At 62.0% G+C, this 14,232-nt stretch carries 11 protein-coding genes; 9 read left to right on the plus strand and 2 right to left on the minus strand.

What is annotated here, in order from left to right:
- The first annotated feature begins 11 nt into the window (after window positions 1-11).
- Both astA and ACOYXI_RS08705 read left to right on the plus strand, forming a co-directional pair.
- The gene (gene astA, locus ACOYXI_RS08700; RefSeq protein WP_027611635.1) at window positions 12-1,046 is read left to right on the plus strand and encodes an arginine N-succinyltransferase; all 1,035 of its coding nucleotides are present in this window, start codon (window positions 12-14) and stop codon (window positions 1,044-1,046) included.
- A 185-nt stretch (window positions 1,047-1,231) separates the two neighbouring features.
- A complete protein-coding gene (locus ACOYXI_RS08705) occupies window positions 1,232-2,101 on the plus strand; it encodes an isocitrate lyase/PEP mutase family protein (protein WP_007968750.1) in 870 nt (289 codons plus the stop codon).
- A gap of 552 nt (window positions 2,102-2,653) precedes the next feature.
- On the opposite strand, the gene ACOYXI_RS08710 is transcribed toward ACOYXI_RS08705, so the two are convergent.
- On the minus strand, window positions 2,654-3,889 hold the full coding sequence (locus ACOYXI_RS08710; protein WP_134786763.1) for a M20/M25/M40 family metallo-hydrolase: 1,236 nt from the start codon (window positions 3,887-3,889) through the stop codon (window positions 2,654-2,656).
- Window positions 3,890-4,097: 208 nt separating this feature from the next.
- Window positions 4,098-5,171: a diguanylate cyclase gene (locus ACOYXI_RS08715; RefSeq protein ID WP_096796510.1), complete on the minus strand. Its 1,074-nt coding sequence runs from the start codon at window positions 5,169-5,171 to the stop codon at window positions 4,098-4,100.
- A 190-nt stretch (window positions 5,172-5,361) separates the two neighbouring features.
- Here ACOYXI_RS08715 and ACOYXI_RS08720 point away from each other — a divergent pair, with 190 nt between their 5' ends.
- The 7 genes from ACOYXI_RS08720 to ACOYXI_RS08750 all read left to right on the plus strand — a co-directional run bounded on the left by ACOYXI_RS08720 (window position 5,362) and on the right by ACOYXI_RS08750 (window position 14,191).
- Window positions 5,362-6,813: a flavin-containing monooxygenase gene (locus ACOYXI_RS08720; protein ID WP_461674734.1), complete on the plus strand. Its 1,452-nt coding sequence runs from the start codon at window positions 5,362-5,364 to the stop codon at window positions 6,811-6,813.
- Between the two features lie 22 nt (window positions 6,814-6,835).
- Window positions 6,836-7,762, plus strand: coding sequence for an alpha/beta fold hydrolase (locus ACOYXI_RS08725; protein WP_330206986.1), 927 nt, complete (start codon window positions 6,836-6,838; stop codon window positions 7,760-7,762).
- Between the two features lie 207 nt (window positions 7,763-7,969).
- Entirely contained in the window at window positions 7,970-9,469 is a 1,500-nt protein-coding gene (glcD, locus tag ACOYXI_RS08730) for a glycolate oxidase subunit GlcD (protein WP_461674735.1), read from the plus strand.
- Window positions 9,469-10,518 (plus strand): glycolate oxidase subunit GlcE, encoded by a 1,050-nt coding sequence (gene glcE, locus ACOYXI_RS08735; protein WP_461674736.1) that lies wholly within the window; start codon window positions 9,469-9,471, stop codon window positions 10,516-10,518. Before glcD ends, glcE begins: the two co-directional genes overlap by 1 nt.
- Before the next feature lie 2 nt (window positions 10,519-10,520).
- Complete coding sequence (glcF, locus tag ACOYXI_RS08740; protein WP_461674737.1) at window positions 10,521-11,741, plus strand: glycolate oxidase subunit GlcF; 1,221 nt, start codon at window positions 10,521-10,523, stop codon at window positions 11,739-11,741.
- 88 nt (window positions 11,742-11,829) lie between these two features.
- Window positions 11,830-13,218, plus strand: a complete 1,389-nt coding sequence (gene hglS / locus ACOYXI_RS08745; protein WP_461674738.1) for a 2-oxoadipate dioxygenase/decarboxylase HglS — start codon at window positions 11,830-11,832, stop codon at window positions 13,216-13,218.
- A 457-nt stretch (window positions 13,219-13,675) separates the two neighbouring features.
- Window positions 13,676-14,191: an Hcp family type VI secretion system effector gene (locus tag ACOYXI_RS08750; RefSeq protein WP_003226246.1), complete on the plus strand. Its 516-nt coding sequence runs from the start codon at window positions 13,676-13,678 to the stop codon at window positions 14,189-14,191.
- Window positions 14,192-14,232: the final 41 nt, after the last annotated feature.

Here is a 14,232-nt window from a genome sequence, read left to right on the forward strand (position 1 = left end):
GGAGTTACCGCATGATCGTCCGTCCGGTCAAAGTCAGCGACCTGCCAGCACTGATGACCCTGGTGCAACAGGCTGGCCCGGGGTTCACCACCCTCCCGGCCAATGAGGATCGCCTCGCCCACCGGGTGCGTTGGGCCCAGCGCGCGTTTTCCGGACAAGTGGAACGGGCCGACGCCGATTATCTGTTCGTGCTTGAAGATGACGACCTGCGGGTGGTCGGCGTCAGCGCCCTGACCGGCGCGGTAGGCCTGCGCGAGCCGTGGTACAACTACCGAGTCGGCCTGACCGTGAGTTCGGCACCGGATCTGGGCATTTCGCGGCAGATCCCCACACTGTTTCTCAATAACGAGCTGACCGGCCAGTCGGAACTGTGTTCGCTGTTCCTTCAGCATGAGCAACGCCATGGCAACAATGGACGGCTGCTGTCGCTCGGGCGGCTGCTGTTCGTGGCCGAGTTTCCGCAACTGTTTGGCGAGAAGATGATCGCCGAACTGCGCGGCAGTGCCGATGAACTCGGTTGCTCGCCGTTCTGGGACAGTCTGGGCCGGCATTTCTTCCAGATGGACTTCAGCCATGCTGACCACTTGTCGGGTCTGGGCAACAAGTCGTTCATCGCCGAACTGATGCCGCGCCAGCCGTTGTACACCTGCATGCTCACCGAACAGGCACAGGCGGCCATCGGCCAGGCGCATCCCAATACCGAGCCCGCGCTGAAGATCCTGCGCGAAGAAGGATTTGTGCATAAGGGCTACATCGACATCTTCGACGGTGGCCCGGTGATCGAAGCACCGATCGGCAACATTCGTACCGTGCGCGACAGCCTGGCGCTGACCCTGAGTCTCGGCACGCCGGACGATCAGGCACCGTTGTGGCTGATCCACAACCGGCGCCTGGAGAACTGCCGCATCACCGTGGCCCCCGGTCGTCTGGTCGGCAATACCCTGGTGGTCGATCGCCTCACCGCCAAGCGCCTGCAACTGCAACCGGGCAATTCGGTGCGCGCCGTGCTGCTGCCCAGGCAACAGCAACAGGCGGTAGCGGCCTGATCTGCGGTTTAGCCAGTGAAAATCCGCTGACTGCCGATGAAACCTTTCAGCCGCTGGATCCTTCATCAACGCCTCACTCGCAAATTCGTCATGAACCTTGACCCATTCGCGTGATAGCCTTTTCATTCTTCGGCGTTGACACCTTTGCTCAAGCCGTTCCATTCCTTTGTATTGGTGGAACTCGTATGACCAGGCTTTCCCATCAAGATTTGCGCCGTAACTTCCGTCAATTGCTGGCTTCCGACACCTGCTACCACACCGCCTCGGTGTTCGACCCGATGTCCGCGCGCATTGCCGCAGACCTGGGTTTTGAGGTGGGGATCCTCGGCGGCTCCGTGGCCTCGTTGCAGGTGCTGGGCGCCCCCGACTTTGCCCTGATCACCCTCAGCGAATTCGCCGAACAGGCCACCCGCATCGGCCGCGTCGCCCAATTGCCAGTGATCGCCGACGCCGACCACGGTTACGGCAACGCCCTCAACGTGATGCGCACCATCGTCGAACTGGAACGCGCCGGCGTCGCCGCCCTGACCATCGAAGACACCCTGCTGCCGGCGCAATTCGGCCGTAAGTCCACCGACCTGATCTCGGTCGCCGAAGGCGTCGGCAAGATCCGCGCGGCGCTGGAAGCCCGGGTCGATTCGGAAATGGCAATCATCGCCCGCACCAATGCCGGCATTCTGCCGAATCAGGAAATCATCAGCCGCACCAAGCAGTATCAGGCCGCCGGTGCCGACGGCATCTGCATGGTCGGGGTGCAGGACTTCGATCAGCTCGAGCAAATCGCCGAACACCTGACGGTCCCGCTGATGCTGGTGACCTACGGCAACCCGGCGCTGCGCGACGACAAGCGCCTGGCCGAACTCGGGGTGCGCGTGACCATCGACGGCCACGGCGCCTACTTCGCCGCGATCAAGGCGACCTACGACAGCCTGCGCGAACAACGCCAGATCTTCACCCAGGCCTCGGACCTGAGCGCCACCGAGCTGACGCACACCTATACCCAGCCTGAGGATTACATTCTGTGGGCGAAGGAATACATGAGCGTCAAGGAATAAGCTGCGGTCAGGACTGGCCTCTTCGCGAGCAGGCTCGCTCCCACAGTGGATCTTCAGTGAGCACAGCATGGGTGTTGAACACAGATCCCATGCAGGAGTGAGCCTGCTCGCGATGACGTCGGCACATTCAACACCCATTTAGCCTGACCCGCCGCCTTCGCGAGCAAGCCCGCTCCCACAGTGGATCTTCAGTGAACACAGCAGTGGTGTTGAACACAGATCCCATGCAGGAGTGAGCCTGCTCGCGATGACGTCGGCACATTCAACACCCATTTAGCCTGACCCGCCGCCTTCGCGAGCAAGCCCGCTCCCACAGTGGATCTTCAGTGAACACAGCAGTGGTGTTGAACACAGATCCCATGTAGGAGTGAGCCTGCTCGCGATGACGTCGGCACATTCAACACCCATTTAGCCTGACCCGCCGCCTTCGCGAGCAAGCCCGCTCCCACAGTGGATCTTCAGTGAACACAGCAGTGGTGTTCGGCGCAGATCCATTGTGGGAGCGAGCTTGCTCGCGAAGGCGTCAGTTGCAGCACCGCCAATCCGAGGGAGTCAGCGCTTGGCCAACTCCATGATCATCCGCGACAACAGATAAATCCGCGGCGCCACGCTCGCCACTTCGGCGTATTCCTCCGGCGTGTGGATATTGCCGCCGACAATCCCGAAACCGTCCAGCGTCGGCGTACCCACCCCGGCGGACAAGCTGGCATCCGCCGCGCCACCACTGCCCTCTTCGGTCAGCTTGCGGCCGATCTCGCCGTAAATCCCTTGGGCCATGGCCATCAAGCGATCCGACTCCGCCGTTTGCGGCATCGGTGGCAGGCCGCGTTTGAGGCTGGTGGTGACTTCGGTTTCAGCGATCAGCTTATCCTGCGACACTCGCGCCAGGTCTTTCTCGATCCGGTCGAACTCTTCCGGCACCGCCGCACGCACGTCAGCCTTGGCGGTGGCGTGATCCGGGATCACGTTGGTGCGATCACCGGCCTGAAGCACGGTGAAGTTGATCGTGGTTTTCTTCGCTTCGTCGCCGAGTTTGCCCAGTTGCAGAATCTGGTGCGCCGCTTCCATCGCCGCGTTCCGCCCCAGTTCCGGCGCGACCCCGGCATGCGCCGCCTTGCCTTTGACCTCGACCAGCGCCGTCGCACTACCTTTGCGCCATACCACCAACCCATCGGCCGGACGCCCAGGTTCAAGGTTGAGGGTCACGTCATGCGCCTTGGCGGTTTTCTTGATCAGGTCGGTGGCAACGTCGGAGCCGGTTTCCTCGCTGGCGTCGAGCAGGAAGGTGATTTGCGCGTAGTCCTTGAAGTCGAGGTTCTTCAGAATCTTCAGCGCGTAGATCCCGGCGACGATGCCGCCCTTGTCGTCCATCACCCCGGGCCCGTAGGCGCGGCCGTCCTTGATGTGGAACGGCCGCTCGGCCGCGGAGCCTTCCTTGAACACCGTGTCCATGTGCGCCATCAAAAGGATTTTTGCCTTGCCGGTGCCTTTGAAGGTGGCCAGCACATGATTGGATTTTTCCGGGGTATTGGGCACCAGTTCGATGGTGGCGCCGAGCTTCTTCAGCTCATCGATGGCGATCTCGCTGACTTGTTTCAGGCCCGGTTCATAACCGGAACCGGAGTCGATGTTGACCAGCCGTTCCAGCAGTTTCAGGGCTTCGGGCTGATACTGCTCGGCATCCGCCAGCACTTGCTTGTGCGGTTCGGCGAAGGCGCTGGCGGAGCTGAGGACGAGGGACAGGCCGAGGCTGGCGGCCAGCAGCGAGCGGGGGAATGCGAACGTCATGAATCGATCCTTGTTTCGCGTCGGGGGGACTCAAACCGTACCTGACATCGACGCAAGGCTCTATACCGGATGCGACATCTCTGCGGCCGACACCGAACACTTGTAGGCCTTCGCCTGCTCGCGACAGCGGAGTGTCAGCCGACATCAATGCCGCTGACAGAACGCCTTCGCGAGCAAGCCCGCTCCCACAGGGGACGGCGGTGATAGATCAGACCGAATCGAGCAGTTCCTGCTTCGGCAGATCATCACTGTTGCAGATCACCCGATTGCGCCCGCTCGCCTTGGCCTCGTACAACGCCTGATCCGCATCATTGAGCCAGCGGGTCGCGTCGCCGTGTGCCGGTTCGTAAGCCGCCAGACCAATGCTCAGACTGACCTTGAGCGCCGGGTTCTGCTCGTAACCCAGGGTGGCGAAACGCTCGCGCAAGGCTTCCATGGCCTGCGCGGCATTGAACAGCGGCAGGTCAGGCAGGATCACGCAAAACTCGTCGCCGCCATAGCGCCCGGCGACGTCCGCAGCGCGCAGGTTCTGCTTGAGCATTTTGCTCAACTGGCGCAGCACGATGTCACCCGCCACATGCCCGTAGGTGTCGTTGATCGCCTTGAAGTGATCGATGTCGATCAACGCGATCGCTGCGCCCTGCTGCTGCCGGCGGCAACGTTGAAAGGCGATTTCCAGTTGATCCTTCCACGCGCCGTGATTGAGCAGTCCGGTGAGGCTGTCGGTGCGACTCAGGGCCAGTAGCTCACGCTTGTGCAGACCCAGCGTGTAGGCCTGGCGAAAGCAGATCCAGCCCAGCGCCAGCGGGTACAGCATCAGCAACGGCAGGCAAGCATAAAGCTGCAGAGGCGAGGTTTGCGGGATGAACGCCGGGGCGAAAACCACCAGGCCGACGCCGATACCGAGGATCTGCGCCGCCAGGCCTGCGGCGAGAAAACGTAATCCGCCGATGGCGACGTTATTCATCGCCATCATCGAAATGGTGGTGGCACTGGGCAGCGGATTGAACTGCATGGCGGCGACCCAGAAGCCGCCCATAAAGGCATCAACCAACAGATTGCGGTGTTCCGCATGGTAAGGAACGCTGGCACGACGGGCCCATTGAAACGCCAGGTGCGGCCAGAGCAGGCCATTGAACAGCATCAACGCCCAGACCCACAGCGGCGGGTCTAGCGGGTACATCGCCGCGCTCACGCACAACAGCCCCAGCACCAGCCCGAGGGTTCGCGATGTATAAAGCCTCCTGGCCAATGAAAGTCCCTTTCCCCCCTTGTTTCGCATAAGGGCCTCGACCACTCAACGGAACCTGCGAACACCGTCAGACGGATGTGCTGGAAGTCTAACAGGCAGCCGTTAAATAGCTATCACCGGCCAGCCGCTGAATACCGCGCCATCGCCGTCGCGCACAGGGCAAATTTTTAGCTATACCTGAAAGGACGAAAACGGAAAAACGACTATAAGAAGGAGGCCCATGCAGACCTACCGAGTGTTGATCATCGGCAGCGGATTTGGCGGCCAATGCGCGGCGGTCAACTTGCTCAAGGCCGGAATCGACGATTTTCGCTTGCTGGAAAGAAGGGACTTTTTCGGCGGCACCTGGTGCCAGAACACCTACCCCGGCGCGGCGGTGGATGTGCCGTCGCCGCTGTACTCGCTGTCCTTCGCGCCGTACCGCTGGACACAGATGTTCGCCGCCCAGGCCGAATTGCATCGCTATACCGAACACGTCATCGAGCGCTTCGGCCTGCGCGAGCGCGTGGCGCTGCAAACCAACGTCGAACGCATCGAATGGGACGACGCCGAACAGCGCTGGGCGGTGCACACCAGCAAAGGGATTTTCTACGCGCAGTTCGTGATCAACGCCTCCGGGCCGTTGAGCCAACCGGTGATCCCACCCTTCCCCGGCCAAGATCGCTTTGAGGGCAGGACTTTTCATACCAACAATTGGGATCACAGCTACGACTACCGCGGTAAACGCGTGGCCATCGTCGGCAGCGGCGCCAGTGCCGCCCAGGTGATTCCGGCGATTGCTGCCGAAGTCGAGCAATTGCACGTGTTCCAGCGCACGCCACATTGGGTGCTGCCGCGCGCCGATCGCACGTTCGGGCCTTTCCAGCGCTGGCTGCTGGGTGTCAAACCGGCGTACAAGCTGCTGCGCTGGCTGCTCTACTGGCAATTCGAGACGCGGGTGATCGCCTTCAAATATTCGAAACCGGCGATTCACCTGGTCCAGCGCCAGGCGCTGCGTTTTCTCAAGCAACAGGTGCCGGACCCGGTATTGCGCGCAAAACTCACCCCGGACTTCACCATCGGCTGCAAGCGCATTCTGCTGTCCAGCACCTATTACCCGGCGCTGACCCGGCCCAACGTCACGTTGCACAGCCGTGAGCAAGGCATCGCCGAAATCGATGAAACCGGGATCACCACCACGGACGGCCAGCACATCGACGTCGATCTGATTATCTGGTCGACAGGCTACGACGCCACCGACGGCGTGGTCTCCTATCCGGTGACCGGCAGGCACAGCGTGCAACTCAAGGATGTCTGGGCGCAGTACCCGCGCGCCTACCTGGGCACCAGCCTGCCGGACTTTCCCAACCTGTTTATCGTCACCGGGCCCAACACCGGCATCGGGCATACCTCGGCGCTGTTCATCATCGAAGCGCAGATGAATTACATCCTCGACTGCATCCACACCCTGCAGTCAAAAGGCCTGCGCAGCATCGAAGTGCGCCCCGCAGCGGAACGTACCTACACTGCAATGATACACCGTGAGATGGAACGCACGGTGTGGAAGTCCGGCGGCTGTCACAGTTGGTATCAGAGCAAGAGCGGTCATGTGATCGCGATATTTCCGGGCTTCAGTTTCAGCTACTACCGGTTGACCCGGGCGCTGAAACCGGCTGACCACATTCTGTCCTGAACAACGTAAAAGGAAGACGTCGATGCTTGTGCTGTTTGTCGCTCTCGCGGTTTTCGTGGCCTGGAGCTGGTTGAGTTACCCGGCGGTCGGGCATTGGCTGTACGACCTGAGCACGGCGCTCGAGGCCAAGTTGTACAAGTTGCACAAAATCGAGGTGCCGATTGCCGAAATGACCGTCTCGACCTGGCAGGGTGGTCCCTATGAAGCAGCCAGCGCGATCCTGATGCTGCACGGCTACAGCGCCGAGAAGAATCTGTGGCTGCGCTTCGCCAGGCATTTTGTCCGCCAGTACCGGGTGATCATTCCGGACATCGCCGGTCATGGGGAAACCGGGTTCAAGGCCGGTGGCGGCTACGACATTGCGCTGCAGGCCAAGCGCATGATCCAGCTGCTGGACGTCTGCGGCGTGGAGAAAGTCCACGTGATCGGCAACTCCATGGGTGGCTACATCGCGGCATGGCTGGCAGCAACTTACCCGGAGCGGATCGCCTCGGTGGCGCTGATCGACCCGGCCGGCGTCACTGCACCGCAGGCCAGCGACATGGAGCGTCATCTGGCCCGTGGGCATAACCCGTTCCTGATCAACTCCCGGGAAGAGTTCCGCCAGTTTTATGCGATGACCATGGCCTCGCCGCCGTGGGTGCCCGGGCTGGTGCTGGACGCCATCGCCCAGCGATACGAACGTCAGCGTGATGAACTGGAAGAGATCTTCCGCGACTTCCGCGCCAGCCCGCCGATGGAGCCGAAACTGGCCGAGATCAAATGCCCGGCGCTGCTGCTGTGGGGCCGCAAGGACCGCTTGATCGACGTCAGCAGCGTGCCGGTGTGGAGCAAGGGCATCGCCAATCTGCGGGTCGAAGTGTGGGATGGCGTCGGACACATGCCGATGGTCGAACAACCGGGGAATACCGCACGGTTGTATCGGGAGTTTCTGGGCAATCAGCGATGAGTCCCAACACTATCCTTGTGATGAGGGAATTTATTGTGGTGAGGGGATTCAGCGAAACGTCGCACCGCCCCGATGGGTTGCGCAGCAGCCCCAGTTCCAGCACTAAGCTGAATCAGACACACCGCATTCTCTGGGTTGGGGCTGCTGCGCAGCCATCGGGGATAAATCCCCTCACCACAGGTAATCACGTCCGCCGATGGGGTCGAAATGAACATTCTCTACGACGAACGCCTCGACGGCCCGCTACCGGAGGTGAACAAGGCCGAGTTGCTGAAAACCCTGCAGCGCGCCCTCCCGGATCTCGACCTGCTCTGGCGTGAAGACGAACTCAAGCCTTACGAATGCGACGGCCTCTCGGCCTATCGCACCACGCCGATGCTGGTCGCCCTGCCCCGGCGACTCGATCAGGTGCAGACCCTGCTCAAGCTCTGCCATCAACACAACGTGCCGGTGGTGGCCCGGGGTGCCGGCACCGGATTGTCGGGGGGTGCGCTGCCGCTGGAAAAAGGTCTGTTGCTGGTGATGGCGCGCTTCAACAACATCCTGCACATCGACCCGGCGGCCCGTACCGCGCGGGTTCAGCCCGGGGTGCGCAATCTGGCGATTTCCCAGGCGGCCGCGCCGTTCGGCCTGTATTACGCGCCGGACCCGTCGTCGCAGATTGCCTGCTCGATCGGCGGCAACGTCGCGGAAAACGCCGGTGGCGTGCATTGCCTCAAGTACGGCCTGACCGTGCACAACCTGCTGAAAATCGAAGTGCTGACCATCGAGGGTGAACGTCTGACGCTGGGCAGCGACGCCCTCGATGCGCCGGGTTTCGATTTGCTGGCGCTGTTTACCGGCTCCGAAGGATTGCTCGGGATCATCACCGAAGTCACGGTCAAATTGCTGCCCAAACCGCAGCTCGCCAAGGTCTTGCTGGCCAGTTTCGACTCGGTGGAAAAGGCTGGCCGTGCCGTGGCCGACATCATCGCCGCAGGGATCATTCCCGGCGGCCTGGAAATGATGGACAACCTGGCGATCCGCGCCGCTGAAGACTTCATTCACGCCGGTTACCCGGTTGATGCCGAGGCGATTCTGTTGTGCGAACTCGATGGCGTCGAAGCCGATGTCCACGACGATTGCCTGCGGGTGCGCGAGGTCATGCTCCAGGCCGGCGCCAGCGAAGTGCGGCAGGCCCGCGATGAAGCCGAGCGCGTGCGCTTCTGGGCCGGGCGCAAAAACGCCTTTCCGGCGATTGGCCGCTTGTCGCCGGACTACTACTGCATGGACGGCACCATCCCGCGCCGCGAATTGCCCGGCGTGTTGCACGGCATCGCCCGCCTCGGCGCCGAATACGGCTTGCGCGTGGCCAACGTGTTTCATGCCGGCGACGGCAACATGCACCCGCTGATTCTGTTCGACGCCAACCAGCCCGGCGAACTGCATCGCGCCGAAGCGTTAGGCGGGAAGATTCTGGAATTGTGCGTGCAGGTTGGCGGCAGCATCACCGGTGAACACGGGGTCGGCCGCGAGAAAATCAATCAGATGTGCGCGCAGTTCAACAGCGCTGAGCTGAGCCTGTTCCACGCGGTCAAAGCCGCGTTCGACCCGCAAGGCCTGCTCAACCCCGGCAAGAACATCCCCACCCTGCACCGCTGCGCCGAATTCGGCGCGATGCACATTCATGCCGGACAACTGCCATTCCCCGAACTGGAGCGTTTCTGATGGCTGATTTCGACGCCAGCAGCGCGCTGCTCGATCAGGTCAACCAGGCCCGGGCCAACGCCACGCCGCTGAAGATTCAGGGCGGCAACAGCAAGGCGTTTCTCGGCCGCGAAGTGGCCGGTGAAGTGCTCGACGTCCGCGCACATCGCGGCATCGTGCGCTATGAACCGACCGAGCTGGTAGTCAGCGTGCGCGCCGGTACGCCGTTGCGCGAGCTGCTCGCGGCGCTCGACGCGGCCGGGCAGATGTTGCCCTGCGAGCCGCCGGCCTTCGGCGACAGCGCCACGGTGGGCGGGATGATCGCCAGCGGACTGTCCGGGCCACGGCGGCCATGGTCAGGTTCGGTGCGCGATTTTGTCCTCGGCACTCGGGTCATCACCGGGCTCGGCCAACACCTGCGCTTCGGTGGCGAGGTGATGAAAAACGTTGCCGGCTACGACCTCTCGCGCCTGTTGACCGGCAGTTTTGGTTGTCTCGGGGTGCTCACCGAAGTCTCGCTGAAAGTCCTGCCAAAACCGCGTCAATGCCTGAGCATCCGTCTCGATATCGACTGCGCGCGGGCGCTGGCCAGATTGGCCGAATGGGGCCAGCAACCGTTGCCGATCAGCGGCGCCTGCCATGATGGGCAAAGCCTGTATCTGCGCCTTGAGGGCGGCGAAGGCTCGGTCACCGCCGCGCATCAACGGCTCGGCGGCGAACCACTGGATTCGACGTTCTGGCGCGACTTGAACGAGCAACGCCTGAGCTTTTTCGACGAAGGACTGCCGCTGTGGCGCCTGTCGCTGCCGAACAATCTCGGGCCGCAGGACTTGCCCGGCCAGCAGTTGCTCGACTGGGCCGGCGCGCAACGCTGGCTGAAATCCGATCACGAGCACATTCAGATCCTCGCCCAGGAACTCGGCGGCCACGCCACCTGCTTTACCCATGGCGCCAGCGACACACCGTTCCAGCCGCTAGCCCCGGCGCTCATGCGTTATCACCGGCAACTCAAGGCGCAACTCGACCCGCAAGGGCTGTTCAACCCCGGCCGGATGTACGCGGAGTTCTAGCCATGCAAACCACCCTCAGCGAAGAGTCCCGACAACTGCCGCGCGCGGCCGAGGCGGAAAAAATCCTCCGTACCTGCGTGCATTGCGGGTTTTGCAACGCCACCTGTCCGACCTATCAGTTGCTCGGCGATGAACTCGACGGGCCGCGCGGACGCATCTATCTGATCAAACAAGTGCTCGAAGGCGCGCCGGCCACCGAGCAGACGCAGTTGCATCTGGATCGCTGCCTGTCCTGCCGCAACTGCGAAACCACCTGCCCTTCCGGTGTCGACTATCACAACCTGCTGGATATCGGGCGGGCGGTGGTCGATCAGGCGGTGCCGCGCCCCGCTGCCCAGCGCTTGTTACGCGAGGGCTTGCGTGCACTGGCGCCGAATCCCGGGATGTTCAAGGGTTTGCTGCGCGTTGGTACAACCTTCAGGCCCCTGCTGCCACGAATGTTCGAAAGCAAATTGCCGCAGCGCTCGTCAGCATCCGGTTCACGCCCTGCTCCGCGACATGCGCGGCGGGTGTTGTTGCTCGAAGGCTGTGTGCAACCGGGCCTGTCGCCGAACACCAATGATGCGACGGCGCGGGTGCTCGATCGGTTGGGGATCAGCGTGACGCCGGTGGCCGAGGCCGGTTGCTGCGGCGCGCTGGACTATCACCTCGACGCCCAGGCCAAGGGCCTCGACCGCGCGCGGCAGAACATCGACGCGTGGTGGCCGCACCTGGAAAACGGCGCCGAAGCCATCGTGCAGACGGCCAGCGGTTGCGGCGCGTTCATCAAGGATTACGGGCATTTGCTGGCACAGGATCCGCGCTACGCCGACAAGGCGCGGCAGATCAGCGAACGGACGCTGGATCTGGTACAGATCCTGGCCCGGGAGCCCCTGGAGAAACTGTGCGCCGCCAGCCAACGCCGGATCGCCGTGCATTGCCCCTGCACCTTGCAACATGCGCTGAAACTCGGCGGCGCGGTGGAGACACTGTTGACCCGGCTGGGCTTCAACCTCACGGCGGTGCCGGACGGGCATTTGTGCTGTGGTTCGGCCGGCACCTATTCGCTGACCCAACCGACCCTTGCCCGGCAACTGCGCGACAACCGCCTCAATGCCTTGGAGAGCGATCGCCCGGACCTGATCGTCACCTCCAACATCGGTTGCCAGAATCATCTGGCCGGCGCCGGGCGCACCCAGGTTTTGCACTGGATCGAACTGGTGGATCAGTCGTTGGCAGAATGAAGTTCGTAGGATTCTTCGTTTGCCGCCGTCGGCGAAGGCTGCGATCTTTTCCTCCATCCTTTACGTGACCGTGGCAGGAATTTTTTTCATGACCGTGCAGCCTTTCGTCAGCCCCGACCTGATCCGCCAACGCTTCTCCAAAGCGATGTCCGACATGTACCGCGAAGAAGTGCCGTTGTACGGAGCGCTGATGGAACTGGTGGAACAGTCCAATCGCGAAGTGCTGGCGGCTCAGCCGGACATCGCACGGCAGCTCGACAGCACCGGTGAAATCCAACGGCTGGACATGGAGCGCCACGGCGCCATCCGCGTCGGCACGGCTACAGAGCTGGCGACCCTCGCCCGGCTGTTCGCGGTGATGGGCATGCAACCGGTGGGTTATTACGACTTGACCCCGGCGGGTGTGCCGGTGCACTCCACGGCGTTTCGCGCGGTGCATGAAGCGGCGCTGCAGGTCAGTCCGTTTCGGGTGTTCACTTCGTTGCTGCGTTTGGAACTGATCGAGGATCCCGAGCTGCGCGCGTTTGCCGAATCGGTACTGAATCAGCGTTCGATCTTTACCCCTACTGTCTTGCACCTGATCGAGCAGGCTGAGTCAGCGGGTGGTCTGAATGAGCCTGAAGCGGAGGAATTTGTCCTGCAGGCCCTGGAGACCTTTCGCTGGCATCACAGCGCAACCGTCACCGCCGCGCAGTACCAGACCCTCAGCGCTCAGCACCGTCTGATCGCCGATGTGGTGGCGTTCAAAGGCCCGCACATCAACCACCTGACCCCGCGCACGCTGGACATCGACAAGGTTCAGGCGCAAATGCCGGTGCATGGCATCACCCCGAAAGCGGTAATCGAAGGGCCACCGCGTCGGCACTGCCCGATCCTCCTGCGCCAAACCAGTTTCAAGGCACTCGACGAGCCGATTGCCTTCACCGACCAGAGTGACACCCACGGCAGCCACAGCGCGCGCTTCGGCGAGATCGAACAACGCGGTGCGGCGCTGACTCCCAAGGGGCGAGCGCTGTATGACCGTTTGCTGAATGCCGCCCGCGATGAACTCGGTGACTTCCCCAACGAAGGCAACGCCGCACGCTATAACGAGCTGATGACTCAGCACTTTGGCGAATTTCCTGACAGCGTCGACGGCATGCGCGAACAGGAGCTGGCGTATTTTCGCTACTTCCCTACCGAAAAAGGCTTGGCAGCGGGTAGCCTCATGTCGGCATCGCTGGAGGATTTGCTCCGCGAGGGCCATGTGAAAGCTGAACCGTTGGTGTACGAAGATTTCCTGCCGGTGAGTGCGGCGGGGATTTTTCAGTCAAACCTTGGGGACGCGGCGCAGACGCACTATGGCGAACACTCCAACCGCCAGGCGTTCGAACAGGCGCTGGGGCGTGCGACCATTGATGAGTTGGGGTTGTATGCCGAGACGCAGCGGCGTTCGATTGAGGAGTGTGCCCAGGTTTTGGGCCTGAAACTGTTCTGACTGTGGCGAGGGAGCTTGCTCCCGCTGGGCTGCAAAGCGGTCCTCGTTTTGGGAGCGCTGCGCACTCCAGCGGGAGCAAGCTCCCTCGACACAGAATCAAATGTTGCCTCTAGCGCAGTCGCGACAACAAGGCGAAACGCTCGACGCTGGCCCTTGGCCTTACTGCGCAACTTCTTGCGCACTTGTTCGGTGAAAAAGGCGATTCATCGCGCTGCAGGCCTTGACTGGCGTGGCTTACAGCCAAGTGCGCAACTTCTTGCGCAGTACTGCGCAAGAAGTTGCGCACTTTCCCTCTCGATTCAGCAAAAAACATCGGCCAAACCGCACGCCAGAGCCACTCCACCCCCGGCTGCCGGGACCTTCGACAAACCTGGCACGCTCCTTGATAACAGTCAGGCACCCACCGGGCGATTTCGCCTCCCGGGCACCCTAAATTTATCCGCAAGGAGAGCACCCCATGGCAACACCAGCGTACATGTCGGTTACCGGCGAAAAACAAGGCCTGATCACTGCCGGCGCCTTCACCGCCGACTCCGTTGGCAACACCTACCAGGAAGGCCACGAAGACCAGGTTATGGTTCAGGCTTTCAGCCACGACGTGATCATCCCGCGTGACCCACAGTCCGGTCAGCCAACCGGTCAGCGCGTGCACAAGCCAGTGATCATCACCAAGGTCTACGACAAGGCTTCGCCTCTGCTGCAAGCTGCTCTGACCTCCGGCGAGCGCATGAGCGAAATCGTTATCCAGTGGTACCGTACTTCGGCTCAAGGTACTCAAGAGCACTACTACACCACCAAACTGGAAGACGCGATCATCGTCGCCATCAACAACAAAATGCACAACTGCCAGGATCCAGGCAACTCGCACTTCACCCACCTGGAAGAAGTGCAGTTCACCTACCGCAAAATCACCTGGACCCACGAAGTATCCGGTACTTCGGGTTCCGATGACTGGCGTGCTCCAGTCGTTTAATTACGGCTGATCGTTACAAGCATCGACCAGCCCTGCTGGTC

This window comes from Pseudomonas sp. G3-19 (assembly GCF_054855875.1).